The organism is Bacillus sp. Nf3 (genome assembly GCF_003028545.1).
GTDB lineage: Bacteria > Bacillota > Bacilli > Bacillales > Bacillaceae > Bacillus > Bacillus safensis.
Genome location: NZ_PYUA01000001.1, coordinates 475700 through 501862 on the forward strand (window position 1 = coordinate 475700; position 26163 = coordinate 501862).

At 40.6% G+C, this 26163-nt stretch carries 25 protein-coding genes; 23 read left to right on the forward strand and 2 right to left on the reverse strand.

Annotation, left to right across the window (positions count from 1 at the left end; all coding sequences use genetic code 11):
* Positions 1-21: 21 nt before the first annotated feature.
* The 13 genes from C9414_RS02345 to C9414_RS02405 all read left to right on the forward strand — a co-directional run bounded on the left by C9414_RS02345 (position 22) and on the right by C9414_RS02405 (position 15766).
* A complete protein-coding gene (locus C9414_RS02345) occupies positions 22-2130 on the forward strand; it encodes a SpoIID/LytB domain-containing protein (protein WP_107162988.1) in 2109 nt (702 codons plus the stop codon).
* Positions 2131-2153: 23 nt separating this feature from the next.
* Positions 2154-3644: an N-acetylmuramoyl-L-alanine amidase gene (locus tag C9414_RS02350; RefSeq protein ID WP_107162989.1), complete on the forward strand. Its 1491-nt coding sequence runs from the start codon at positions 2154-2156 to the stop codon at positions 3642-3644.
* Between the two features lie 206 nt (positions 3645-3850).
* Positions 3851-4450, forward strand: coding sequence for a hypothetical protein (locus C9414_RS02355; protein WP_258182558.1), 600 nt, complete (start codon positions 3851-3853; stop codon positions 4448-4450).
* Between the two features lie 199 nt (positions 4451-4649).
* Positions 4650-5309 (forward strand): sugar transferase, encoded by a 660-nt coding sequence (locus C9414_RS02360; RefSeq protein ID WP_024423636.1) that lies wholly within the window; start codon positions 4650-4652, stop codon positions 5307-5309.
* An 18-nt stretch (positions 5310-5327) separates the two neighbouring features.
* A complete protein-coding gene (gene tuaB / locus C9414_RS02365; protein WP_107162991.1) occupies positions 5328-6779 on the forward strand; it encodes a teichuronic acid biosynthesis protein TuaB in 1452 nt (483 codons plus the stop codon).
* Positions 6776-7960 carry a teichuronic acid biosynthesis protein TuaC gene (gene tuaC / locus C9414_RS02370; RefSeq protein ID WP_107162992.1) on the forward strand — a complete coding sequence of 395 codons (1185 nt, stop codon included), beginning with the start codon at positions 6776-6778 and terminating at the stop codon, positions 7958-7960. Before tuaB ends, tuaC begins: the two co-directional genes overlap by 4 nt.
* A gap of 79 nt (positions 7961-8039) precedes the next feature.
* Positions 8040-9377, forward strand: coding sequence for a UDP-glucose 6-dehydrogenase TuaD (gene tuaD / locus C9414_RS02375; RefSeq protein WP_107162993.1), 1338 nt, complete (start codon positions 8040-8042; stop codon positions 9375-9377).
* A gap of 14 nt (positions 9378-9391) precedes the next feature.
* A complete protein-coding gene (locus C9414_RS02380; RefSeq protein ID WP_107162994.1) occupies positions 9392-10321 on the forward strand; it encodes an NAD-dependent epimerase/dehydratase family protein in 930 nt (309 codons plus the stop codon).
* A 39-nt stretch (positions 10322-10360) separates the two neighbouring features.
* Positions 10361-11818, forward strand: coding sequence for a teichuronic acid biosynthesis protein TuaE (tuaE, locus tag C9414_RS02385; RefSeq protein ID WP_107162995.1), 1458 nt, complete (start codon positions 10361-10363; stop codon positions 11816-11818).
* Positions 11819-11890: 72 nt separating this feature from the next.
* Positions 11891-12568, forward strand: coding sequence for a teichuronic acid biosynthesis protein TuaF (gene tuaF, locus C9414_RS02390; protein ID WP_107162996.1), 678 nt, complete (start codon positions 11891-11893; stop codon positions 12566-12568).
* 24 nt (positions 12569-12592) lie between these two features.
* A complete protein-coding gene (tuaG, locus tag C9414_RS02395) occupies positions 12593-13348 on the forward strand; it encodes a teichuronic acid biosynthesis protein TuaG (RefSeq protein WP_047201879.1) in 756 nt (251 codons plus the stop codon).
* 16 nt (positions 13349-13364) lie between these two features.
* Positions 13365-14564, forward strand: coding sequence for a teichuronic acid biosynthesis protein TuaH (gene tuaH, locus C9414_RS02400; RefSeq protein WP_107162997.1), 1200 nt, complete (start codon positions 13365-13367; stop codon positions 14562-14564).
* 134 nt (positions 14565-14698) lie between these two features.
* Entirely contained in the window at positions 14699-15766 is a 1068-nt protein-coding gene (locus C9414_RS02405) for a glycosyltransferase family 4 protein (RefSeq protein WP_034660156.1), read from the forward strand.
* A gap of 36 nt (positions 15767-15802) precedes the next feature.
* Here C9414_RS02405 and C9414_RS02410 read toward each other — a convergent pair whose 3' ends face one another.
* Positions 15803-16894 carry an LCP family protein gene (locus tag C9414_RS02410; RefSeq protein WP_047201878.1) on the reverse strand — a complete coding sequence of 364 codons (1092 nt, stop codon included), beginning with the start codon at positions 16892-16894 and terminating at the stop codon, positions 15803-15805.
* Positions 16879-17547, reverse strand: coding sequence for a YigZ family protein (locus tag C9414_RS02415; protein ID WP_012011434.1), 669 nt, complete (start codon positions 17545-17547; stop codon positions 16879-16881). Before C9414_RS02415 ends, C9414_RS02410 begins: the two co-directional genes overlap by 16 nt.
* Positions 17548-17768: 221 nt before the next feature.
* On the opposite strand from C9414_RS02415, the gene degS reads away from it, so the two are divergent.
* The 10 genes from degS to flgK all read left to right on the forward strand — a co-directional run bounded on the left by degS (position 17769) and on the right by flgK (position 26157).
* Positions 17769-18944: a two-component sensor histidine kinase DegS gene (gene degS / locus C9414_RS02420; RefSeq protein WP_003213166.1), complete on the forward strand. Its 1176-nt coding sequence runs from the start codon at positions 17769-17771 to the stop codon at positions 18942-18944.
* Between the two features lie 64 nt (positions 18945-19008).
* A complete protein-coding gene (degU, locus tag C9414_RS02425; protein WP_008348273.1) occupies positions 19009-19698 on the forward strand; it encodes a two-component system response regulator DegU in 690 nt (229 codons plus the stop codon).
* A 216-nt stretch (positions 19699-19914) separates the two neighbouring features.
* Positions 19915-20757, forward strand: coding sequence for a DegV family protein (locus tag C9414_RS02430; RefSeq protein ID WP_047201877.1), 843 nt, complete (start codon positions 19915-19917; stop codon positions 20755-20757).
* 120 nt (positions 20758-20877) lie between these two features.
* A complete protein-coding gene (locus C9414_RS02435) occupies positions 20878-22275 on the forward strand; it encodes an ATP-dependent helicase ComFA (RefSeq protein WP_142398053.1) in 1398 nt (465 codons plus the stop codon).
* Between the two features lie 49 nt (positions 22276-22324).
* The gene (gene comFB, locus C9414_RS02440; RefSeq protein WP_047201875.1) at positions 22325-22618 is read left to right on the forward strand and encodes a late competence protein ComFB; all 294 of its coding nucleotides are present in this window, start codon (positions 22325-22327) and stop codon (positions 22616-22618) included.
* Between the two features lie 26 nt (positions 22619-22644).
* Positions 22645-23301 carry a ComF family protein gene (locus C9414_RS02445; protein WP_224929614.1) on the forward strand — a complete coding sequence of 219 codons (657 nt, stop codon included), beginning with the start codon at positions 22645-22647 and terminating at the stop codon, positions 23299-23301.
* Between the two features lie 56 nt (positions 23302-23357).
* Positions 23358-23777: a TIGR03826 family flagellar region protein gene (locus C9414_RS02450; RefSeq protein ID WP_039181808.1), complete on the forward strand. Its 420-nt coding sequence runs from the start codon at positions 23358-23360 to the stop codon at positions 23775-23777.
* Positions 23778-23856: 79 nt separating this feature from the next.
* On the forward strand, positions 23857-24120 hold the full coding sequence (gene flgM, locus C9414_RS02455; RefSeq protein WP_024423620.1) for a flagellar biosynthesis anti-sigma factor FlgM: 264 nt from the start codon (positions 23857-23859) through the stop codon (positions 24118-24120).
* A gap of 18 nt (positions 24121-24138) precedes the next feature.
* The gene (locus C9414_RS02460; RefSeq protein WP_047201874.1) at positions 24139-24621 is read left to right on the forward strand and encodes a flagellar protein FlgN; all 483 of its coding nucleotides are present in this window, start codon (positions 24139-24141) and stop codon (positions 24619-24621) included.
* Between the two features lie 15 nt (positions 24622-24636).
* A complete protein-coding gene (gene flgK, locus C9414_RS02465) occupies positions 24637-26157 on the forward strand; it encodes a flagellar hook-associated protein FlgK (protein ID WP_041088045.1) in 1521 nt (506 codons plus the stop codon).
* The last annotated feature ends 6 nt before the right edge of the window (positions 26158-26163 follow it).

Below are 26163 nucleotides of genomic sequence, written 5' to 3' on the forward strand. Positions count from 1 at the left end.
AGATGGGCGGGATGAACAAAATTGAAGAAAACAGGCATTACACTAATTGTTCTCATGATACTGACTCTACTAGTTGCACCCTTTCAGTCTGCCATGGCTAGCTCGACAATTTCAGTGAAATTGTCTAATTATATCGGAAACAAAAAAACGATGGATGTATCCACAACTGGAGAATACAAGCTTTCAGGTTCGAATGTGGCTGTCACAAAAAGATACGATGGCAAAAATCGCTATGAAGTAGCCAATAGCATTGCATCTGCTGGCTGGAAAAATCCATCAACTGTTGTCATTGTCAGTCGTGATGCATTTGATCATGCGATTTCTGTATCACCGTTAGCATACAAACTGGGCGCACCTATTTTGTATACGAATATTGAAAAACTGACGAAAACAACAGAAAACCAGCTGAAGAAAATGAAGCCAGATAACATTCTGATTGTCGGAAATACGAAAAGCATTTCAACAGCTGCTGAGAAATCTATTAAAAAGTATGGCAAAGTCAGACGTATTAGTGGAAAAGACAAGTTTGAAATCTCCCAAAAAATCGCTAAAGAAATGGGTAACTATAAGCAAGCTGTCGTTGTCGGCGGGAACTCATTTATGAATGGGATTGCCATTGCATCCTATGCATCGAGAAAGGGATACCCTATCCTGTTAACAAAAAAAGATTCCATTCCGTCTTATAGAATGCCAAGTAAAGTGATCATCATCGGCAGTACGAAAAGTACTGGACAAAAAGTTGAAAATCAAATCAAAAAAACCTCACAGGTGACAAGAATCAGCGGCGCCAATCGCTATGAATTATCTGTGAATATTATAAAGAAATTAAATATTAATGCAGATAAAGTTTATTTGGCGAAAGCCTCTAGCTATATTTATGCTATGCCGCTGTCGCAATTGGCTGCAAAATCTAACAGTACCGTTGTGTATGTGAAACCCGATTCTGTCACAGCGTCTTTAAAAGCACTGTTGAAAGAAAAAGGTACATATGCTTATCATCTTGCGGGCAGCACAAGTGCGATTAAAGATAGCTTGAAAAATTCATTAGCCAAACAAGTTTATCTGAAAAAAAATCAAAACTACCAATTGAATATTTCTAACGGAAAAATTTCATTAAAAGGCATAAAAACGTATAGCACAGTAAGAGTTGTTCCTGAGAAATATTCAACAAAAAATGTCCTTCAAATTGCAGGAAAGCCGTATTTAGGCAGCGTAAACTTTGCAATTGAATCAGGGTATATCAGGCCGACTCTCGAAAATATTCCATTTGAAGACTATTTAAAAGGTGTAGTGCCAAATGAAATGCCTGCAAGCTGGAATGTTGAAGCGTTAAAAGCACAGGCGGTTGCCGCTAGAACGTATTCGGTGAAAAGTATTGGAAAAGTCGTCCCTGATACAACAGCCTTCCAAGTCTATGGAGGATATAACTGGTACACAAATTCGACAAAAGCTGTCGATGCCACAAAAGGAAAGGTTCTGAAATACAACAATCAGCTCATTTCAGCAACCTATTACTCTAGCAATGGCGGTTATACAGAGGCAAGTGAAGAAGTATGGGGAAATGCACTGCCGTACTTAGTGGCCAAAAAGGATCCAAAAGATCCAGTCAATCCATGGACACTGAAACTCTCTAAAAAACAACTCGGCACGACATGGACTGCTAGTACAGCAGCATCTGAGTGGTCTAAAGCAAAAGAGACAAATGCAGCTGACCTTGCTGGCCTGAAATCATGGCTGCTTAAAAACAAAGAAACTGCTGCATCTGATATGAAAATCGCATCCATCTCAAGCCTGACGTTCTCAGGGAAAACAAAAGGCCAGCGTGCGAAGACGGTATCGATCAAACTGACATACCATCTGAAAAACAAAACAGGCACATATTCGGTGAACAAAAGCACAACGGCAAGTATGAAGATGACCGAGTTTCGATCAGTCATGGGCGCAACAAAGGTGAAAAGCACGTTTGCGTCAGTCAAAAACAACACAAATGACTTCACGATTTCAGGAAAAGGGTATGGACACGGCATTGGTATGAGCCAATACGGAGCCAAAGCGAGAGCTGAATCTGGAAACTCATATTCTTCCATACTCTCGTTCTATTATCCAGGTACAAAACTAACAAACTATTAAAGGGTAAAAGGAGGACATAGAAGATGCGCTCATTGATGAAAACAGCCATCCTCAGCCTCATCGCCATTTTCGTTATCGTTCCAACAGCTTTGGCAGACAATTCAGTCTCACGAATTGATGGCGGGAGCAGATATGCCGTAGCGGCAAACGTAGCGAAAAAAGGATGGGGAACTGCAAGTACAGTCGTTTTAGTAGGGAAAACTGCGTATGCAGATGCAACAGCAGGAATTCCACTTGCACATCAAAAAAATGGACCAGTTCTTTACACAAACAGTAAAAGCCTTTCGGGTGATACAAAAAAAGCCTTAACTTCATTAAAAACAAAGACGGTGATCGTTTTAGGCAGCACATCAAGTGTGTCAAACAACGTTGTCAACCAAGTGAAGAAAATGGGCATCTCCACACAGCGTATTTCAGGAAAAAACCGATATGAGCTATCTGCCAATATCGCGAAAAAAATGAAAAAGCCAGCAGGCGTCGTTGTCGTTGAGGGTTCTTTCTATGCACATGGGATTGCGATTGCACCTGTAGCCGCTCAAAAAGGATTCCCAATTCTATACACAGATAAAAAGGGACTTCGTTCTGAAATCGCTTCTGTTGCAAAAGCAAGCAATGTGAAACAAACCATTGTAGTCGGCGGAGAGAATTACGTCACAAAAGCAGCTTATAACCAATTGAAATCTCCAACACGAATCAAAGGCTCGACTCGTTATGATGTCGCGGCAAATATTGTGAAAAAATACAATATGAGCGTCAATAATACCTATGTAGGAAGAGGATTTGGCTATGCCACTTCTTCTTCTGCTGCAGGCATTGCGGCCAAGCAAAACAAAGCATTGCTTCTAACGAATGAAAAGACGCTGCCAAAAGTAACAAGAGCAACAGTGAGCAGCAAGAAAATCACTAAATTTACTGTCGTAGGCAGTACAAATACTGTCACACCAACTGTTGTAAACCAGCTGAAAAACCCGGCTGTTGGGAAAAAAGTATTCATTGATCCAGGTCATGGCGCGCATGATTCAGGAGCTGTAGGTTACGGATTATATGAAAAGAATTTGAATTTAGACGTAGCAAAGCGTTTAAATACGAAATTAAACAACGCTGGTGCACTTGTGACCATGTCAAGAACATCAGACACATTTGATAGCCTTCAAACACGAGTGAGCAAAGGTGCCAATGCGAAAGCGGATATCTTCATTAGTGTCCATGCGAACTCAAATGATAACAGCAGTGCAAATGGGACAGAAACATACTATGACAAAACAAATGCGGCTGCAAATAGCCTGAAGCTGGCGCAAAACATCCAGCCCAAAATGGTCAGTGCACTAGGAACAAGAGACCGTGGTGTGAAAACAGCTGGCTTCTACGTCATTAAATATTCTAAGATGCCGAGTGTTCTTTTAGAAACTGGTTTTGTTTCTAGTCCAGTTGATTCAAACATCTTGAAATCTGCTACGTATAAAGATCGGTTAGCAGCAGGCATTTCAAGCGGAGTGTCAGGGTATTTTAGATAAGTAAACATAAGAAAACCTGAGGGGTGTCTCGGATACTCCTCTTAGGCTGCTCGAGTACGTACTCGGCAGCCTTTTTTCAAAAGTCCATGAAGAAACATTGTCAAGTTAAAAATACATTTCATTTTTGGTTATGTTTGTTATAATTGAAACATAGAAGGTGAATGGTTTACGCATAAATCTTCAGCAAACCGACAAATCATGAAGAGGTGACGATCTTGAAAAAATTAATCACAATGCCGTTTCTAGTATTGCTTCTAGGAGTATTGCTCACAGCGTGCGGCACAACAAATCAATCAAGCGATAACAAAAAGGATGACAGTAAAAAAGAAACAACCGAAGCAGCTGATCAAAACAAAGATAAGGCTGCAGACGAAAAATCAGAAGATGATCAATCATCAAAAAACGAAAAATCAGATGATCAAAGTAAAGAAACAGCTGCTCAAACAGAAGAACCAGCAGGTCAATCTGATGAAGAAGCAAAAGACAGCTCAAGCAAAGAAATTACAAAAGAAGAACCTGCTAAAGATCAATCAAAATCTGACTCAAAATCTGACTCTAAAACAAAGAAAGAATCAACGACTAGTAAGAAAAATGAAGTCACCAAAGAAGGCACATATGTCGGTTTGGCTGATGGACATACAATTGCTGTCAACATTGATGGAAAAGAAGTAGCTATTCAATTCGGAAATACCTTTTCTAAACAAGTGAACAGCTTAAAAGAAGAATCAAAAGTAAAAGTAACCTATACAAAAGATGCAAATGGAACACTTCGATTGAAAACGATCGAATCTGTAAAAGCAAAATAAAGAAAAGGCCCGGAGACCCGCAGAATTGCGGGTCTTTTTTACGTTGAAAAGGGCATAACTTGATATAAGTGCACATTCTTAACACAGTTTTACAAGACTTAACAGCCCATTTACATTTGCTTAATGTTGCTCTGCTAAACTGACTTTCATAGAACATCTCTTTACACAACAACTACTTTGAATGGTGAGGTGCAGGTCAGTGAGTGCAGAGAAAGCGATGAATCTTTACAGAGAATATGAAGTGAGACGAAATCACTCTTTTGCCTTAACAGAACATATGGTTCGTTATTTATTTGCAAAACGTTTCATAGATTTAATGTTCTCGTTCATCGGATTGATGTTGAGTACGCCAATCATTTTGCTGTTTGCTCTTTTGATTAAGCTGGAAACACCAGGGCCAGCCTTTTATATGCAGGAAAGGGTCGGGAAAGACGGTGTTTACTTTAAATTATGGAAGCTCAGATCGATGAGAATTGACGCAGAAAGCGGAGGAGCGAAATGGGCGCAAAAAAATGACCCGCGTATCACCAAAGTGGGGGCATTCATCCGTAAAACAAGAATTGATGAACTTCCGCAATTTATCAACGTGTTAAAAGGAGAAATGAGTATCGTAGGTCCTCGTCCAGAAAGACCGATGTTTACCGCAGAATTTAATCGGACGATTCCAGGCTTCACAAAAAGGTTGGCGGTAAAGCCGGGGCTGACAGGTCTTGCTCAAGTAAATGGCGGATATGAAATGAGTCCAAGTGAAAAATTAACACACGACTTACAGTATATTCAAAACTTGACATTTTCTCTCGACACGAAGATTATGGTAAAAACGTTAAAAGTCATCATGACTGGTGACGGAGCCAGATAAGTAAAGTAGGGAAGAGAAATGGCAAGTATGAAAAAAAGCATGCTAGGCGGGGCAAAATGGACAAGCTTGTCCGCATTGATCATCACCATTATCCAAATTGCACAGTTCGCCTTTTTAGGGAATGTGATGTCACTCAAGGAGTTTGGACTCGTTGGCATGATCACAACTGTCACAATATTTACGCAAATTTTACTTGATCTAGGCATTGGGGCAGCGATCATTCAAAAGGAACAAACGACAGAACGTCAATTATCTACATTATATTGGATCAACTTGCTCACAGGGATTATCTTGTTTTGTCTGCTCATCCTGCTAAGCCCAATGATAGCCGCTTTTTATAACCGGCCAGAGCTAGAGGGTCTGCTCAAGCTATTATCGATCATGTTTCTAATCGCACCGATTGGCCAGCAGTACCAGTATATGATGCAAAAAGACTTAGCCTTTAAAACATTAAGCACCATTGAAGCCATTGCGACCATCATATCGCTGCTCGTTTTACTCGTTTTCGCCTTCTTCATGAATCCGATTGTCGCCTATGTCATCTCTCAAGTGCTGCTGCAATCAGGAAAAGGTCTCATGTATGCAGCGGCTTATTGGAAGAAGTGGCGTCCAGCACCTGTTTTTGCATTAGGAGAGGTGAAGGAATTTTTCTCATTCGGTGCATTCCAGCTCGCATCCAGACTGGTCAACCGAGCAGGATCAAACATCGACATGATATTAATCGGTCGATTTCTTGGAGCGGAGGCGTTAGGTATTTACAGCTTGGCGTATCAAATTGTGACGATACCCGTACTGAAGATAAATCCGATTGTGACGAGAGTGGCTTTCCCAGTTTTCGCAAAAAGTCAGCGTGATCACTCCATGCTGCGTGAGGGCTTCCTAAGTATGACGAATATGCTCGCATTGGTTAGTTTTCCATTATTAATCGGCCTTGCTGCCGTATCAGACAGTTTTATAGAAGTCGTGTTTGGAGAGAAATGGCTAGTAGCGGTTCCGGTTTTAAATATATTGTGCATTGTCGGCCTGCTGCGTGTGCTGATGAATCCAAACGGTTCCATACTTCTTGCAAAAGGGAGAGCGGACTTAGCCTTTTATTGGGATACGGGGATGCTCATCGTGTATGGCTGCGCATTATATGCAGGTGTCATGACAGGCAGTCTGCTCACAGTAGCTTGGATTTACTCAGGTGTCAGCCTGCTCAACTTTATTGTCGGCAGATGGCTCATGGCATATGTCATTCAGCTTGATATGAAGGTGTATTTAAAATCACTTGGAAAGCCTGCTGTCATGACGCTGCTCATGGCTGTCTGTGCGATAGCTTTACATCAAGGGATGAAGCTGACATCAGCAGATATTTTACTTCAATTACTTCTGACTGTTTGTGTCAGTGCTGCATTGTATGGCTTGCTGCTCATCAAAATGTATCCTCAGGCTGCAGGCAAATTATTGAGAAGAGGTCGTTCGTCATGAAGGTACTATGGCTCACAAGTGTATATCCTAGTGAAAAACATCCGAGTGAGGGCGTATTTCATGAAACGCAAGTCCAGGAGCTGCTCAAACAAGGAATGGAAGTGACTGTCATTTGTCCTAATCCAGTGAATCCGCCGGTTTTACGGATGCTGAAGGCATCCTATCGGCAGAAAAGGGATCTGCCTGAACAGGAAGTGAGGAACGGAGTAACGGTATATAGACCGCCTTATCCAGCGCTCCCTGGACAGCTGAAATGGGCGCAGCCGAGCAAGCGGATAGCGGCTTCCGTTCTCAGAGCAATGCAGCATCATCAGCTGTCACCAGATTTCATCCATGCGCATTTTGCCATGCCGTCTGGCGGAGCGGCAGCTGTCATTCAAAAAGAAACGCAAATCCCTTATCTTCTGACCTTACACGGCAGTGATGTGAACGTATATCCGAGCTATAGCAAAGGGGCACAGGCAGCCTTTGAAACAGCGGTGAAGCAGGCGTCTGTAGTTCTGACAGTGAGTGAGGAGCTGGCTAAAAAGACAAATGATATGACGAAGGTAGAAGCAAAATGTCTTCCGCTTGGTATACCGCTCCAATCATTTTCAAGAACGGAAGAAGATCAAAAAGGCATCAGAAAGCACCTAGGTTTACCGCTTCAAGATAAGCTTGTTATTTTCGTCGGGCGTTTAGTGAAAGAGAAGGGCTTGCTTGAATTAGCTGATGCTGTCAACAGCATGGATGGTGTGAAAGCAGTCTTTGTCGGAAAAGGCCCCCTTGCAAAGGAGCTCACGGAACGGGCGGGAGCATCTATTATACTTCCAGGGCAGGTACCGAATGAGCAGGTAAGAGACTACTTAATGGCAGCTGATCTGTTTGCACTCCCTTCCTACAGTGAAGGAATGCCAACCGTCGTTCTAGAAGCGCTCGCTTTAAAAGTACCAGTCATTGCAACACGGGTTGGTGGTCTCCCCTCCTTATTTTCTACCTATCAACACCTGCTCGTTGAACCACGTTCGACGAGTCAGCTGAAAGAGGCGATTCACGCCTGCCTTTATGAAAACAGATGGAATGAGCAAGTGAAAAGCGATCTTCATGAAATGGTTCATAAAGAATATTCATCAGAACATAATGCGAAGCATCTCATCCAGCAATATGAGAAGGTGTTTAATCAATCAACATCGATCGTTTAAATAAGATGAAATGTGCAAAGAATGATAGATAGATAAACAGCTTGGAACGGACAATATGCTTTTACTGAGAGGATGAAAAATGTTGAAGAAAATTGCTGTGATTGGAACAGGGTATGTCGGGTTAGTATCGGGTACTTGTTTTGCTGATATCGGAAATCGTGTCATCTGCTGTGACATCGATGAATCAAAAATCAACAGCTTAAAAAGTGGTGTCGTTCCCATTTATGAACCAGGTTTAAAGGAATTGATTGAAAAGAATACAGAAGAAGGAAGACTGTTTTTTACAACGAATATTCCTGCCGCTATTAGGGAATCAGAGATTATCTATATTGCCGTAGGGACACCGATGACACCACAAGGGGAAGCGGATTTAACGTATGTGAAAGTCGTCGCTCAAACGATCGGTGAACACCTGAATGGCTATAAAATCATCGTCAATAAAAGCACAGTGCCCGTTGGAACAGGCCGTCTCGTTCAAGCCATTGTGGAAAAGGCATCGCGCAGCAAATACCCCTTTGACGTCGTATCCAATCCAGAGTTTCTCCGAGAAGGCTCTGCGATTCAGGACACGATGAATATGGAGCGGGCGGTCATTGGTGCGACAAGCACTCATGCTTTCGCCACCATCAAAAGGCTGCATAAACCGTTTCAAACAGAAGTTGTGGAGACCAACTTAGAAAGTGCTGAAATGATTAAGTATGCTGCAAATGCCATGCTTGCCACAAAAATCTCTTTCATTAATGACATTGCAAATATTTGCGAAAGGGTGGGTGCTGACGTTGAAAAAGTCAGTGAAGGAGTTGGATTAGACAGCCGTATCGGGCATAAATTTTTAAAAGCAGGCATTGGATTTGGAGGTTCTTGTTTTCCGAAAGACACGATGGCTCTTCTCAAAATTGCCGAAACATCCGGGTATCGGTTCAAGCTGATCGAATCTGTCATTGAAACGAACAACAACCAAAGAGCACACCTTGTCAGCAAACTGATGAGTGTGTTCGGTGATATTAAAGGAAAAACCATTTCTGTCTTAGGCCTTGCATTCAAACCGAATACGAATGATATGCGTTCCGCACCTGCATTAGATATTATCCCAATGCTGAGAGAGCTAGGTGCTTTTGTAAAAGCCTATGATCCGATTGCTTATATGGAAGCTGAGCGGGAGCTTGGTCCGCAGGCGGTCTTCAGCAATGACCTGTATGAAACAGTAAAAGATACCGATGCCTGTCTCATCCTAACAGAATGGGACGACGTACAGAAGATGGATAAAGATCAGATCAAGCAGCTGCTTCGTTCGCCAATTGTAATTGATGGAAGGAATTTGTTTGATCCAGCAGAAATGAAAGAGAGAGGATTTATTTACCAGTCTATCGGCCGCCCAAGTGTATGGGAAGCAGAATTGGTATCGAAGGCACAATAACAGGGGGAGCTTGGATGAAGAAAGTTTTGGTTACTGGGGGAAGCGGATTTATTGGATCACATACGATAGAGGCTTTACTAGAAAAAGGCTATGAGCCCATCGTTCTTGATAACTTTTCAACTGGATCTCGAGAAAATATTGCCCATCTTTCCGTGCAATGCATAGAGGCAGATGTCACAAAGCCAGCGACGATTGATTTGATCAAACAAATCGCACCGGATTATATCATTCATCTAGCAGCACAAGTAAGTGTAGCCATTTCCGTTCAGGATTTTGTTTATGACGAAGAGGTCAATATCAAAGGATCTCTGCATGTCATGAAAGCTGCGGCTGAAGCAGGGGTGGAAAAAGTCATCTTTGCCTCATCAGCAGCTGTCTATGGAGACCCGGTGTATCTGCCAGTAGACACGGCTCACCGGCTGAAGCCTGGTTCACCTTATGGCTTAGCAAAACTGACAGTAGAGCGGTATTTAGAAATGGCAAAATCACTCTATGATGTGGACTATTGTATTCTCAGGTACAGCAATGTATATGGTCCGCGCCAAGATGCACTTGGTGAAGGCGGTGTTGTCTCTATTTTCTCTGATAAGTTTGCAAAGGATGAGGCCCCTTTTATCTTTGGAGATGGGGAACAAACAAGAGACTTTATCTATGTGGGTGATCTAGCAGCAGCGAATGTTGCGGCATTAACAGCCCAATCAAACGTTTGTTTAAATATTTCGTGTGGTCATTCCATCACTGTGAATGAACTGTTTCAAACGATGAAACGGGTAACAAGATCACAGCTTGAACCGATTTACAAGCCGCAGCGTGTAGGAGATATCGTGCATAGTACATTAGCAAATGAGGAAACGAAACAAGTCTTAGCTTGGGAGCCTGTTGTGAGTTTACAAGAAGGTTTGGCTCGTACCATTTCCTACTATAAACAGGAAGTCAAGGCTTAATCCCTCAAATCGGATGGGTTGCTTAGGAGGAAAATGGGTATGAGCGTGAAACAAACAGCATGGCAAATCATGATCGGATGTATATTATTTGCAGCAGGGCTAGGACTTGTACAAATGGCGTTTGCGCAGCCCATCGGGGTAAAAAAGATCGTCGCCATTCCGGTCCTGCTTTTGATCCTGACGGCTTTTCTCGTGTTAATGAAGCTATACATGAACGGTGAGCAGGTGTTCATGTCAGCCATTTATCTTTTAATTGCATTGACCTTTCTCAACAACGCTTTCTTTTCAATTAGTGCCGGGTTCTTCAGTCTTTTTCTCTACCGTATTATGCTCATTGCTGCCTTTGCTTTATTCATATGGCGGATGAGAGATAAGGGGACGTACATATCGCAGTGGCAGCAGATTCGTGTAAAAGGGATTCTTGGTTTTTTCGCTGCATGGTTTCTTTATGGGCTCATCTCACTGCTGTGGGCTCATTCAGTGACAGATGGTCTCAAATATATGTCCCTGCTTGCGATGGGGATGGGATTTGTCTTTCTTGTGGTCATGTACATCCAGCGAATGGATCAAGTAGTCACCTTTTATAGCATTTGGCTCGTCATGACTGTATTTGTTATGGGCATAGGGTTTTATAATCACTTTACTTTGAACCATTTACCGAATACTTCATTGTATCTTGGGCCGGCGTATAAACAGCACTATCCTACAGCTGTCTTTTTTAATCAAAATGATTTTGCGACGTTTTTATCGATTAGTTTTTTCTTATATTTAGCGTGTATGCGTCAAATGAAAAATGGTTATATCAAAGCATTTGGATTATTTGGCGCCATCGGAGCACTGTATCTCATTTTGTTAACAGAATCCCGCGCGAGCCTGCTTGGCATATTTGCAGGAGTGGCCATCTATGTGTGGCTGCTCATGCCGCGCTTTCTCAAAAAGTGGTCACTCATCGCAGCAGGCGGACTTGGTGTCATCTGTATCGTTGTTTTTTCAGCCAAGATTTATTCAGTCTTTTATGACTTGTTTCTCGCTTCTCAGGTCGCGCATTCTTTTAGTGAGCCACTCCCATCCAACATTGCGAGAGCGAATTTGATCAAAAATGCATGGCATTTCTTTACGGATTCATACGGATTTGGTGTCGGAGCGGGGAATGTGTCTTACTACTTAGCCCACTTTTCAATCTTTGATACAGATCAAGTTGTTGAAGTGCACAATTGGCTGCTGGAAGTGATGACGAACTTTGGATTTGCGGTCATGCTGGGCTATATCTCCGTCTACGCTTATCTCATGTTCACGCTGTATAAACAATACCAATGGGCTGACACAAGATCAGCAAAAATGATCATTGAAGGTTTGTTTGCTGCCATGCTGAGCTTTCTCGTTTCAAGTATCAGTCCTAGTTCTGTCTCGAATTTATATTTCCACTGGGTCTTTTTAGGACTCGTGATCGCAGCGGTGAATATGTTGAAAAACAAACAACGGTTTAAGACTTGGTAAACCGTGTGTGATGCTGTGCTGGTATGGCTACACTAGTGAAAAAGCAAATACGTCAATGTTGGGAGAATGAACATGTCTGGTTTCATATCTAGAATAGGGAAGCGAATCAAAAAGTATATCGTATGGCTCGTGCTGCTGCCTGTTGTATTAGGCGCATTTGGATTCTTTTTTGCTAAAGGAACAGTGCAGCAGTCTAGTTACACAGCTGCTGTTACTCTCACGCTCGGTAAATATGATGACGGAGTGTATAACAATATAGCTGAAGTGACATCTCTATTAAAAAGCGATGCATTTCTGAATGAAGCGCTCAGTGACATCAAAGAAGAAGAAAGGCAGGATGTGAAAAGCCGCCTCATCCTCACCAATCAATCAGATACACAATTACAGCTGTCCTTCACAGATGCTGAGAAGGATCATGCTTTAGCTGTCGTGAAGCAGGTGTCAGATACATTTCTGAAGCAAGACAAAGCATTATTTACAAAAAGGCAGCAGGTGATTGAAAGTAGATTATCTGCTCTAAAAGACGAATCTGTCAGCAACGATTCCAAAGTAGATAAAGAACGATTCCTATATGAATTGGAGTCTACAAAGCTTGGAATGAAGCAGGCGAAGATTGTTGACCCTGCTCAAGTTCTTGATGAAGGCAATAAAGGCATGTCAGCGAAAAAGCGTGCACTGCTTGGGCTTGTCATTGGCTTTAGTATCTCACTCATGTTTGTGGTCTTGCCCGAAGTGTTCAAAGAATCTTAGTGATGAACTGGAGATGAGTCTTAGGTGAACAATCAACCGTTAGTATCAATCATTACACCGGCCTATAATGCGGAACGTTATTTAACGGATACAGTTCATTCCGTCCTTGCCCAAACCTATTCCAATTGGGAACTGATCATCGCAGACGATTGTTCAACAGATGGAACAAGGAAGCTGCTTGGGGACTTAAGTGAAGCAGACGACAGAATCAACGTCATTTATTTAGAGAAAAATGGGGGAGCCGCCATCGCTAGAAATACAGCCATCAAAAAGGCAAAAGGCCGCTTTATTGCTTTTTTAGACAGCGATGATAAGTGGAAAGAGACGAAGCTCGAAAAGCAGGTAGACTTCATGCTGACAAATGATTATGCCTTTACATTCACGGCATATGATATTATCGCAGAAAATGGAGAACCATTAGAAAAAACCGTTACTGCACCAGCAAGATTAACTTATGATGAAGCTTTGAAAAATACCATTATCGGCTGTTTAACGGTGATGCTTGATGTACAGAAGATCGGACATATAGAAATGCCGAACATCCGCACAAGACAGGATTTAGCTACGTGGCTGTCCATATTAAAAAGAGGATTTACAGCCTATGGTATGAGTGAACCGCTCAGTGAATACCGCATCGTTGGAAACTCGATCTCTAGTAACAAGTGGAAAGCAGCGAAAAAAACGTGGTTCGTCTACAGAGAAATTGAACAGCTTCATTTTGTCAAAGCATCTTGGTGTTTTATGCACTATGCGACAAATGCTGTGAAGAAGCGCTTATAAACAGAAGGGAAAAAAGGTGATAAAGGTGAAAGCAGACTCGATCATACATGTTATCGTAGCGACGGGAGAATGGGGACAGGACGGTTTGAGGTACAGACGGCATCGACTGGCGGAATTTCTAGCATCTGATCCAGAAACGAAAGAGGTCATCTGGGTATGCCCATCTGCATCCCGTCATAAAGCTCCCTTTCAGTCCATAACCGATCGAATGAAGCAATTGACCATTCCTGATGTGCTTAAGAGCAAATTTTTTCGCTTTGGCCGATATCAAGACATGTTCTATATTCATAAATTGTCCCCTCTTCTTGAGCATTTGCGGCAGGAGGAAAAGAAGGGGATCGCTGTTTGCTTATGGTATACGTTTCCGGGCTTTCCGCTCTTATCTTCTTTATTTGAATGGAAACATATTGTCTATGACTGCAGTGACCTGTGGGGAGAGCCGATAAGCGGCAAAAATAATTTGCTTTCTTATATGAGGCAGCGTGTCATTGTGAAAGCAGAAAATCGAATTATCAAATACGCACACAGCATTACATGCTCTTCTCAATACTTACACGATCAAATTAAAAAACGTCTCATGGGTGAACCGAAAGATGTCTTTACAGTGGAAAATGGCGTTGAGTACGATGTGTTTGCCAAAAGCAATCTCCCATGTAAGGAGGATGTGCTGGGGGGAAGAGAAGGAACTGTTCTTGGTTTTATTGGAGGCATCAAGCCGAAGCTGGATTTTGACATGATAGCAGAAGCTGCTCGCATGCAGCCTGATTGGACATTTTTATTTGTCGGTCCGGATGGAACAAATGGCGATCCATCTTTTCAGCATGCACTTAAACTGCCAAATGTGATTTGGACAGGTGCTGTTGCACCAGAAGAAGTGCCTGCGTATATGAAGCTGATTGATGTAGGCATGATGCCATACAAACAATCTCCTTACAATCAAGCCGTGTTCCCACTCAAGCTATATGAATTTTTAGCCGCAGGAATACCGGTTGTCGGTTTAAATCTTCCGTCAACGGAAAGGCTAAAAGAGAATGATGTGTATGAATATTTAGAGGGTGAAGATCCTGCGCTCTTCGTAGAAGCCTGCCAAAAAGTGATCAGCAAAAAAGACGACATGGACTATAGACATCTAAGACAAAGCCGTGCGAAGAAAAAAGATTGGCACGCGCTGTTCACAAACATGGTGGAACTAACGAATATTAAAGAAAACGCATAATTCATCAGGGATTGTGCGTTTTTATTTGTTTCTTCTTCATAGGGGGAGCTTGTGATCATCCTCTATTCAATTGTATAATGGAAAGAGCGGCCAATATACAAAATACAGATTTCAATTTAGAAGGAGACTGACCTATGGATTACGAACGCGCCTTATTAGCGTTTTTTGTCTCTCTGGCTACAGTTTTAATTGTGACACCAATCGTCAAAAAGTTTGCAATTAAGATTGGTGCAGTGGACCAGCCGAATAAACGAAAAGTTCATGATAAAGTAATGCCTCGAATGGGCGGTTTGGCAATTTTTATTGGGGTAGCGGCTGGAGCATTAGCAGGCGGGCTGTTTCTACATAATAAAATTACAGCAATTTCAGTTGGTGCCGTACTTATCGTCATTCTAGGTATATTTGATGATAAATATAATTTAAGTGCAAAATTTAAATTTCTCGTACAAGTTCTTGTTGCTTGTCTGATTGTAAGCACAGGCTTAAAAATGGACTTTTTCTCTGTTCCTTTCTTAACAGATCGAATTGAGTTAGGCTGGATGGCATATCCCCTAACCGTGTTATGGATTGTCGGAATCACAAATGCCATTAATTTAATTGACGGCCTTGATGGACTGGCTGCCGGTATTTCTGTCATCGGTTTATCAACCATTGCCGTGATGGCATTTTCAGCTGATAAAATTTTGATTCTTTCTTTATCCCTTGTTGTCATTGGCAGTACCATCGGCTTTCTTTTTTACAACTTTCATCCGGCGAAGATTTTTATGGGTGACACCGGTTCGCTTTTTTTAGGCTATATGATTTCGGTACTGTCACTATTAGGGCTATACAAAAGTGTCACTTTGTTTAGTGTTGTTGTTCCAGTGATCATCTTAGGTGTCCCAATTTTCGATACCACCTTTGCCATCATTAGACGAATATTAAACAAACAGCCGATCTCAGCACCTGACAAGTCTCATATTCATCATAGACTGATGGCCTTTGGCTTGTCCCATCGCATGGCTGTCATCGTGATTTATATGATTGGATTAGTCTTTAGTCTAAGTGCGATTTTGCTGACAAGCGCCACCATTTGGTTATCACTGATCATTATCTTTTTACTGGTCATGTTCATGCAAGTGATTGCGGAAGTCACAGGCTTGGTGAATGAAGAGTTCAAACCATTTACGAAATTTTATAAACGAATGGTCAAAAGACAATAAAAAACAGCCCGTTCCTAGGAACTGGGCTGTTTTTTATTATTGTCCAGGGGTGCTGGTGGAAGAGTTAGTTGTATCACTTGTCCCTGTTTCACCAGAGGGCGGATTGGTTTGTGAATCTGTTTCAGTTGAAGATTCAGTAGGAAGCTTTAAATGGGTCCGTAATTCATATTGGACGTTAGCTAGATTGGTTGGATCTGGCTCAAAGTAATACGTCCGATTTGGACCTAAGTAAAGGTCTTTTCCTTTAATAGAAAGTGTTTCTGTGTCGTCTCCTTTAAACCCGCTGTAGATTTGCTGAAGCGCAAGACCTTCTGTGATACGGAAATTGGTCGTAATGTGATCACTGACCTCTTTAGCGATGTTATCGACGTTCGCAATGTTATTTGGCTTCGCCATTTGATCAATCATTGCGCGTAAAATTTGTTTCTGACGATCGTTGCGTCCGAAATCACCGCGTGGATCTTGTTTTCTCATCCGTGCGTAAGCAAGTGCTTCTTCCCCGTTTAAATGCATATTGCCTTTTTTGAAGTAAATCTTTTTCGATTTTTTAACATCACTTTTTTCATTGAAGTCAAATGGAACATCGATATCAATTCCGCCGACTTCATCAATGACATCCTTGAATCCGTCGAAATCAACGGTTGCATACTTATCAATCGGAATATGCAAGAATTGTTCGACAGTTTCAATCGTTTCGTCTTTACCACCTTTAGCAAATGCTGCATTGATCTTTTCTTTACTTCCTGTCGTATCACTTGCAAGCTGTACGCGTGTGTCACGAGGGATACTAACCATTTTCATCGTTTTGTCTTGAGGGTTAATCGTTGCGACAATGAGTGAATCTGAACGGCCATGATCACCCTTTGTGGCATAATCCTCAATTCCGACAAATAATACAGAGAAAGGTTTTTTCTTAATATCAATAACCGCATCACGAAGATTTGATTTCTCTCCACGGTTTAGTTCATCATATGTTTTGTCTGCAGCTTGAAGAGTATTGACGATTTTATATACTGCGAATCCGCCCATGCAGATGATAAGTAGCAAAAATAAGACCAGAATACGTTTGATAATTCTCTTCTTCTTACTCTTTTTCTTTCGTACACGCACTTTTACTCGTTGTGCCATTCATCTGTCTCCTTTATCGGACCAATGTCCTTTTCTAAATAAATCAATTCGCCTTCTTTTGTAACACTCTTTCCATTTGTCAGCTCAGTCATCCACTCAATGAACTGCTCTGTTTGTGTTTCTTCGACATATGTCTCAAAAATAACATCTTCTGCATAATGGATTTCTTTTAGCTGAAAAGATGAGGCTCTAAGCTCATTCTCTACCTTTCCAAGCCATGTATAATCTATTGTTGTGTGCATTGTACGCATTAAACAGCGCTCTACCATTCCAACATGGTTGATAGCTTCTGATACAGATTTTCCGTAGGCACGAATCAATCCACCGGCACCTAGCTTGATACCGCCGAAATAACGAGTGACCACAACAACTGTATCTTTCAGCTTCCGTTTTTTTAGCACTTCAAGCATTGGCACACCTGCTGTACCACTTGGTTCACCATCATCATTCGCTTTTTGAATGAGATCATGTTCACCAATGAGATAGGCTGAACAATTATGTGTGGCATTCCAATGTTGTTTTTTAATGGATTGTATAAATGCTTGTGCTTCTTCTTCTGAGACAGCACGCTGTATATGACAAATAAAACGTGATTTTTCAATGACGATCTCATGCTCGCCACGACTTTTTACTGTAAGATAGCGATTCAGCAAAAGACATACCCTCCTGACAAGCAAATTGTAAGACTAGTGAAAATTTGCATTGGTTTTAGAATTTTACAGCGTATTTTGTTATGATGATAGGAGCGGAAAAAGGGTCGTCATAAAAACTTCAAGATTTATACGCATTCTTTCATTATAATTCGACATAAAATGCAGATCAATGACATTTATAATAAAAAAAGATGACATCACTGTTACGGGAGGGAAAAGCCATGACAACACCCAAAATGGATCCAAAATTATTGGATTCAATCATCATGAAAATGCTAAGTACAGTTGATGGCAGCAAGGACGAAGTATTTAGAATAGGCGAACAGTCCCGTCAACAATATGAAAGCCTAGTAGAAGAGCTGAAGCAAATCAAGCAGCAAGTAAACGAAGTAATTGATTTTGGGGATAAGCTGGAAGTCCATACAAGACATGCTAGAAATCGCTTATCTGAGGTCAGCAGAAACTTCAACAAATTCAGCGAAGAAGAAATACGTGAGGCCTACGAAAAAGCACATAACTTGCAGGTGGAACTCACCATGATTCAGCAGCGCGAGAAGCAGCTGAGAGAAAGAAGAGACGATCTTGAAAGACGATTATTAAGCTTGCAAGACGTCATAGAACGCTCTGAAACCCTTGTGAGTCAGATTACAGTTGTTCTCAACTATCTCAACCAGGATTTACGCCAGGTCGGCGTTTTACTTGAAGATGCTCAGGCAAAACAAGATTTTGGGCTCAGAATTATTGAAGCCCAAGAAGAAGAACGCAAAAGAGTGTCTCGGGAAATTCATGACGGCCCTGCTCAAATGCTGGCAAACGTGATGATGCGTTCCGAATTAATTGAACGGATTTTTAGAGACCGCGGTACAGAAGAAGGCTTTAAAGAAATTAGAAGTCTCAGACAAAATGTGCGAAATGCACTGTACGAAGTGAGAAGAATCATTTATGATTTAAGACCGATGGCTTTAGATGATTTGGGTCTGATTCCAACACTGAGAAAATACTTAAACACAATTGAAGAATATGATGGGAAAACCAAAATTACGTTCCAATGCCTAGGTGATACAGAAAGCGAAAGAATTGCTTCTCAATTTGAAGTAGCACTGTTTAGACTAGCCCAAGAAGCTGTCACCAATTCATTAAAGCATTCTGAAGCTGAAGAAATCTCTGTCAAAGTAGAAGTAACGAAAGACTTTGTGACCTTAATTATTAAAGACGATGGAAAAGGCTTTGATATGAAAGATGTGAAAACAAACAAAAACAAATCCTTCGGTTTACTTGGCATGAAAGAACGCGTAGACTTACTGGAAGGTAAAATGACCATAGACTCAAAAATAGGTCTAGGGACATTCATCATGATTCGCGTGCCGCTAACATTGCAAAATAAAATTGTAAAATAGAGTCAAAAGACATATTGACCATAAAGTTCAGGTGTAGAACAATAAACATGGGGAGGCGTAGCTTGTGACTAAAGTAAATATTGTAATTATTGATGACCACCAATTATTCCGTGAAGGTGTCAAACGGATTTTAGATTTTGAACCTACTTTTGAAGTAGTTGCAGAAGGAGACGACGGTGACGAAGCTGCACGTATCGTAGAACACTATCATCCGGATGTTGTCATTATGGACATTAATATGCCGAATGTAAATGGTGTAGAGGCTACAAAGCAGCTTGTTGAGCTTTATCCCGAATCAAAAGTCATTATTCTATCTATTCATGATGATGAAAACTATGTAACACATGCATTGAAAACAGGAGCGAGAGGCTACCTGTTAAAAGAAATGGATGCAGACACACTTATCGAAGCAGTGAAAGTTGTAGCTGACGGAGGCTCTTATTTACATCCGAAAGTCACTCATAATTTAGTAAATGAATTCCGACGCCTAGCAACTAGCGGCGTTTCAGCACATCCACAGCACGAGGTATATCCTGAAATTCGCAGACCACTTCATATCTTAACTAGACGTGAATGCGAAGTTCTTCAAATGTTAGCTGACGGAAAGAGCAACAGAGGAATTGGTGAATCGCTCTTTATTAGTGAGAAAACAGTCAAAAACCACGTGAGTAACATTTTGCAAAAAATGAATGTAAACGACCGTACACAAGCTGTTGTTGTAGCAATTAAAAACGGCTGGGTAGAAATGAGATAATGTTCCGGACAAGTACTCCTTTTTCGCCTGTTTTTTGTTCTCTCACATTTTAGCTGGAGGGAAACGATAGACAGGGTAAGGAGTCTTTTTCGGATATAGCGGGCTTGCCTATTGATTAGGCAGGCTTTTTTGATTACTATTATAAATCTAATGAAAAAATGATCATTCTTTTAAAATAAAAAAGAGTAACTTAACGAATAAGGAAGGTATTTAAGAATGAAAATAGCCGTTGTAACAGACAGTACTGCTTATCTACCACAAGAGCTACGTGATAAATATAATATTCATATGATCCCCCTCAACGTCATCTTTGGCAGTGAATCATACCGTGAAGAAATAGAAATGGACTGGAAGACATATTATGAAGAAATCAAAAAACACAAAGATCTTCCAACAACCTCTCAGCCTGCTTTCGGTGAATTAATAGCCTTATATGAAAAACTAAGTGAAACATACGACGCTGTGATTAGTATTCACCTTTCAAGTGGAATTAGTGGAACTTATAATAGTGCTGCCTCAGCGAATGATCTAGTTGACGGGATTGATATTTACCCGTTTGATACAGAAACAAGCTGTATGGCACAAGGTTTTTATGTGTTAGAAGCTGCTGAAAAAATCCAAGAAGGTGCTTCTTTAGAAGAAGTGTTAGCACATCTAAATTACCTGAAAGAAAGTCAGCGGGCGTATTTTATGGTAGACGATTTAACTCATTTGCAAAGAGGCGGCAGATTAAATGGTGCACAGGCTTTTATTGGAAGCCTCTTAAAGGTAAAGCCTATTCTGCATTTTGACAACAAGCTAATTGTCCCTTTTGAGAAGATTCGCACACGTAAAAAAGCCATTTCACGTATTTTTGAATTATTTGATGAAGATGCATCACGTGGTGTTCCGATGAGAGCAACACTGATACATGGTAATAGAGAAGAAGAAGCAGAAGAATTAATTGCGCACTTATCAGAAAAATATCCTCATGTTGAATTTTATAAAAGCTACTTTGGTGCCGTGATCGGCACCCATCTAGGTGAAGGCTCTTTAGCTCTTGGCTGGGTGATTAGATAATTCCTAAAAAACCTCTTTTCTTATGGAAAAGGGGTTTTGTTTTTCTATTTTACCCGTTGGACGAAAGGTCATGTCTTTGCGCATAATAGGCAAACATCAATTGAAAGGTGTTTGGTGAAGTTGAATATGGACAAAGCAATGGAACTAATGCGGCAGCTGCATTCACGCCATCTGCTCACCGCCGAAACAAGGTGCTCACAGTACAAATTGGATTGGCTGGAGGAGAAGGGCTTAGTCAATCGAACACCTGCGATTGAGAGGAAAGCAAATGGTTTTACATGCTGCCGGTGCGGTGTATCACACAAGCGGTACTTTGCTCACTCTCCATGTGAAGTGTGTCAAAAGGATTGTGTGTACTGTAGATCATGCATCATGATGGGAAAAGCAACTGAATGTGGGTTTCTTTATGAATGGGCAGGTCCACAAATGGTAGAAACATATCGAGCTGAATTAACATGGCAGGGAGAGCTGTCTAAAGGACAAAAAAGAGCGTCAGAAAGAATGATTGAAGCTATCAAAAACAAATTTGATCTACTTGTTTGGGCGGTTTGCGGGGCAGGGAAAACGGAGGTGCTGTTTCACGGAATCGAATATGCGTTAAATCAAGGAATGAGTGTCTGTATTGCGACCCCTAGAACAGATGTTGTGCTTGAACTCGAACCACGATTTAGAAAAGCATTTCAGGGGATGACAATAGCCGTACTTTATGGAGGCAGTTCTCAAAGGTTTCAGATTGCACCGCTTGTGATCGCCACAACCCATCAGCTGATGAGGTACAAAAATGCATTTGATGTGCTCATTGTAGATGAAGTCGATGCCTTTCCTTATTCACTGGATGAACGTCTCCAATTTGCTGTTCTAAAGGCGATGAGAAAGAACGGAGGGGTTAGGATTTATTTAAGTGCGACACCCTCTAAAAAAATGACGAGAGAGGTTTCTAGTGGAAAACTGGAAGCGATAAAAATTCCTCTGCGTTTTCACAAACAACCATTACCCGTACCGACCTTTCATTGGATTGGACATTGGAAAAAGAAATTAAAAAAGAATCAGCTCCCCCATAAAGTGATGAATTGGATGCAGGGACATATTGCAAATAAGAGAAGGATATTACTTTTTGTTCCTTCAATTGCTACCATGAAGAAGGTAACGAAGATTCTTCTAGAACACTCCTTAAACGTGGAGGGAGTATCTGCTGATGATCCAGATAGGAAACAAAAGGTTCAGCACTTTAGAGATTACGTATACGATGTACTAGTTACAACCACTATTCTAGAAAGAGGCGTAACCATTCCAAATGTTCAAGTGGGGGTATTAGGTTCGGAATCTACTATTTTTACAGAAAGTGCACTTGTTCAGATTTCTGGAAGAGTAGGCAGACACCCTGAGTATTGTACAGGAGACGTTTTCTTTTTTCATTTTGGTTTAACGAAAAGTATGAAACAAGCAAAGAAGCATATCGTAATAATGAATGCTACGGCTGCAAAAGAGTTTTCTGAAAAACAGTGTGGGTTCAACTAAATCATGGTACATTATATTCACAATACACAAATGGCAGGAGAGACAAAATATGCTACTCAATGCAAAAGAAATACTACTCAAGGAAATTCTCAATCAATATCTCAACCAATTAAACATGATTTGTCATTGTGAAAAGTGTATGGAAGATGTATTAGCAATTTCACTGAATCAAGTGAAACCACAATATATAACAGATATCGATAAAATATCTTACAGTAAATCTGAGATGGTGGATAAACAGAAGAATACTGCTATGCTGGTTATTCTGACAGAAGCAGCTTCCAAGGTTTCCGCATTTCCAAGGTGTGAAAATCGTCTGCTGCTGAACAAGGGACCCAATTGATTTGCCAAATTTGTGAGGGGCATTTTGTGCCTGCTTTTACATGGAAATCATTCCTACTATTAAATGATGATCGTCTTTGTGTAGCATGTAAGAATGACTTAGTAAAGATTGAGCGTCCTATTTGTCCAACATGTGGAAGGGCGCAGTCAAATGACCAAATGTGCCAGGACTGTGATAGATGGAATGAACGCCCTGATTCTACTAAAGTCCTTGTGAAAAATAGGTCAGTTTATACTTACAATGAGTTGATGAAAGATGTCCTTGCTCGCTTTAAATTTCGGGGTGATACGGCTTTAGTTGAGCTGTTTAAACGAGATGTACAATCAGCATTTAAACATTCCTTCAGCATAAAAGAACCATTGCTGATTCCGATCCCTTTAAGTCATGAAAGACTAAAAGAAAGAGGATTTAATCAGTCCGTCATCATCGCTTCCTTGATAGGTAAGCCAATATTGCAGCCACTCGTGAAAATACATCAAAGTAAGCAGTCCAAAAAAAAGAAAAATGAACGCCTAGATCAAAAAGGATTGTTTCAAATAAAGTATACAGATGTGATTGTTCAAAGGGATATTATATTAGTTGATGATATCTATACAACGGGAGCAACCATTTATGATGCAGCAAGAATTTTAAAAGACGCAGGTGCCAAAAGTGTTTCTTCTTTTACGTTGATACGTAGTTAAAAATCATGATAATTAACCGATAATAAGTAAAGAAAATAACGTAAGGGGTTTTGGTTATGAATCAATTGGCAAACTGTCCACAATGTAATCAGCTATTTTTAAAAACCACCATCCAAACGGTTTGTAACAAATGCTATGAAGAAGAAGAACGTTCTTTTGATATCGTATATAAATTCTTGAGGAAGCAAAGTAATAGACAATCAACCATTGCTGAAATAGTAGATGCAACTGAAGTTGATGAAGAATTAATCTTGAAATTTATTCGTTTGAAAAGACTGCAAATTAGTCAATTTCCGAATATTAATTATCCTTGTGAAAGATGTGGCAAAGCGATCAGGAAAAACAAGCTATGCAGCCAATGTGAACAGGATATTCATTCGCAAATCAGCCAAATGAACCAAGAAGAAGAGCGTAAAAGGGAGATTGAATCTAGGAAAAAAGACACCTATTATGCCATTAATCCTAAAAACGACTGATTCCCTAAACTAAGTTGCAGTTTGGTCGATAAAATGGATAGAATCAAGACAGACTGTAACGGAAAGCGAGAGGAATCCCGTGAAAATTAATCGATATGGAACACAACCAGTAAATCCTTACAAGAAAACATATGAGAAACAAACGTTGCAATCGAATCAAGCAAAATCAACTGATAAAGTCGAAATTTCTAAAAAGGCAATCGAAATGCAAAAGGTGCCGAATATTATGAGAGAACGTCAAGATAAAATTGACCAAATTAAAAAAAGCATTGAAGCCGGAACATATCAAGTAGATACAAAAGGCATTGCAGATAAAATGCTGAATTTTTATAAACAACAATAACAAAAGGGAGCAGCGTGAATGTCAGTTAAAATAATTATTGAAGAACTGCATCGTCTCTATGGATTGCATGAACAGCTTTTAAAGTTGTCTAAGGATAAAACAGAAATGCTGAAAAGCAATGAGATTGATGCTCTTTCAGAGGTTCTGAATTTAGAGCAAAAGTATATTCAGGCCATTTCTCAATTAGAAGAAAAACGAATTGAAGCGACCGTTCAATTTTTACAAAGTGATCAATCACCAACCATCACTGCATGTATCGAAAAGGCTGAAGGTACAGATCAAGAAGAGCTCATTTCATTATATGAGAAACTAAATGACATCATGGTGGAACTAAAAGATGTAAATGAACTGAACAAGCAGCTTATTCAGCAGTCACTTCAATTTATTTCACTGACATTCGATCTCGTTAACCCTAATAAAGAAAATTTGAATTACGGACAAAATGGTCTTGAGAGTTCAAAGCCTAAACAGCAAAGGGCTTTGTTTGATTCAAAGGCGTAAACAAGGAGGATACCAATGGGTTCTACATTCATGGGACTAGAAACGGCAAAAAGAGGAATCACAGCCCAGCGTGCAGGGCTTTATGTCACATCAAACAACGTCTCCAATGCAAATACGGAGGGCTACTCAAGACAAAGAGTGACCTTTAAAGCAGAAAATCCTTATCCAGTCCTTTCTGTTTATGATGGAAAGACGTATGGTCAAATGGGGACAGGTGTACAAGTTGGAACGGTTGAAAGAATTCGAGACAGCTTTTTAGATCTACAATATAGAGATCATAACAACAACTTGTCTTACTACTCAACGAAGTCAGATGCCCTTTCACAGATGGAAGGGGTTATGAATGATTTGACGGATGAAGGCTTGAACAGAGCTTTTGATAACCTATGGAAATCATTACAGGTCTTATCAGAAACAAAAAATGCTGATACAGCTTCTGCACGTACAGTTGTTAAAACAAGTGCACAGGCTCTAGTTGACCAATTCCGTCTGCTCAATTCTTCTTTAACAACGGTACAAAAGAATTTGAAAACGGAACTCGATTCAACTGCCAAAGATGTAAACACTCTTTTATCTCAAATAGATGAAGTGAACAAACAGATTGCAGCAGTTGAGCCAAATGGATATCTTCCAAATGATCTTTATGATACACGTGATACTTTGGTAGATCAATTATCCTCACTTGTTGATATTAAGGTCAGCTACAATCCACCTGGCGGTAATGCACTTAAAATTGCTGAAGGAACTGTCAACATCGACATTATCGGTGCAAATGGACAATCTGCTGGAAACATTTTGAATGGTATTACAAATGAAAAGTCTGAACTGCAAATCTCTTATGATAATACAACGGGACTTGTTAACTCACTTCAATTCGGAACAACAACTATTGCAGCGGATCAATTACAAGTAAACGGTAAAGTAAAAGCACTTGTTGAGGCTTATGGCTACATGTCAAACGGTGCTGAAAAAGGTATGTATCCAGATATGCTTGCAGAGCTGGATGAAGTAGCACAAGTATTCATGGATACATTTAACGATGTACATAAGCAGGGGTACACGTTAACTGGTGCAAGTGGACAAGACTTTTTTGATATCGAGAATAACAATGAATTAAATAAAGGTTTGGCAGCTCGTATTAAAGTGAGCGATGTCATTTTAGCATCAACAGATAATATTGCAGCGTCTCTCAATCAAACTCAAGGTGACGGTTCGAATGCTACGAAATTAGCTAATATACAAGACTTAAAATTACCAATCGGAGGAAATACAACGACCATTCAGGATTATTACCAAAATGTCATTGCTGAGATGGGGGTACAAGGGAAAAAGAACATGACGCTTGAAAGCAGTTCAGCTGCTCTTGTCAATTCAGCCAATGAACGTAGAATGTCGACTAGCGCTGTCTCCATCGATGAAGAAATGACGAATATGATCCAATTCCAGCATGCATATAATGCGGCTGCGAGAATTATGACATTACAAGATGAAGTACTGGATAAAGTAATAAACGGCATGGGTGTCGTAGGAAGGTAGGGATAA

Bases quoted from the DNA above. Each gene is read 5' to 3' on its own strand.
- tuaC (WP_107162992.1), top strand. From the start codon at position 6,776: ATGAAGGTACTATGGCTCACAAGTGTATATCCTAGTGAAAAACATCCG.
- C9414_RS02410 (WP_047201878.1), bottom strand. From the start codon at position 16,894: ATGGCACAACGAGTAAAAGTGCGTGTACGAAAGAAAAAGAGTAAGAAG.
- tuaD (WP_107162993.1), top strand. From the start codon at position 8,040: ATGTTGAAGAAAATTGCTGTGATTGGAACAGGGTATGTCGGGTTAGTA.
- C9414_RS02405 (WP_034660156.1), top strand. From the start codon at position 14,699: ATGGATTACGAACGCGCCTTATTAGCGTTTTTTGTCTCTCTGGCTACA.
- degS (WP_003213166.1), top strand. From the start codon at position 17,769: ATGACAACACCCAAAATGGATCCAAAATTATTGGATTCAATCATCATG.
- C9414_RS02380 (WP_107162994.1), top strand. From the start codon at position 9,392: ATGAAGAAAGTTTTGGTTACTGGGGGAAGCGGATTTATTGGATCACAT.
- comFB (WP_047201875.1), top strand. From the start codon at position 22,325: ATGCTACTCAATGCAAAAGAAATACTACTCAAGGAAATTCTCAATCAA.
- tuaF (WP_107162996.1), top strand. From the start codon at position 11,891: ATGTCTGGTTTCATATCTAGAATAGGGAAGCGAATCAAAAAGTATATC.
- C9414_RS02450 (WP_039181808.1), top strand. From the start codon at position 23,358: ATGAATCAATTGGCAAACTGTCCACAATGTAATCAGCTATTTTTAAAA.
- tuaB (WP_107162991.1), top strand. From the start codon at position 5,328: ATGGCAAGTATGAAAAAAAGCATGCTAGGCGGGGCAAAATGGACAAGC.
- C9414_RS02350 (WP_107162989.1), top strand. From the start codon at position 2,154: ATGCGCTCATTGATGAAAACAGCCATCCTCAGCCTCATCGCCATTTTC.
- C9414_RS02430 (WP_047201877.1), top strand. From the start codon at position 19,915: ATGAAAATAGCCGTTGTAACAGACAGTACTGCTTATCTACCACAAGAG.
- flgK (WP_041088045.1), top strand. From the start codon at position 24,637: ATGGGTTCTACATTCATGGGACTAGAAACGGCAAAAAGAGGAATCACA.
- C9414_RS02460 (WP_047201874.1), top strand. From the start codon at position 24,139: ATGTCAGTTAAAATAATTATTGAAGAACTGCATCGTCTCTATGGATTG.
- tuaE (WP_107162995.1), top strand. From the start codon at position 10,361: ATGAGCGTGAAACAAACAGCATGGCAAATCATGATCGGATGTATATTA.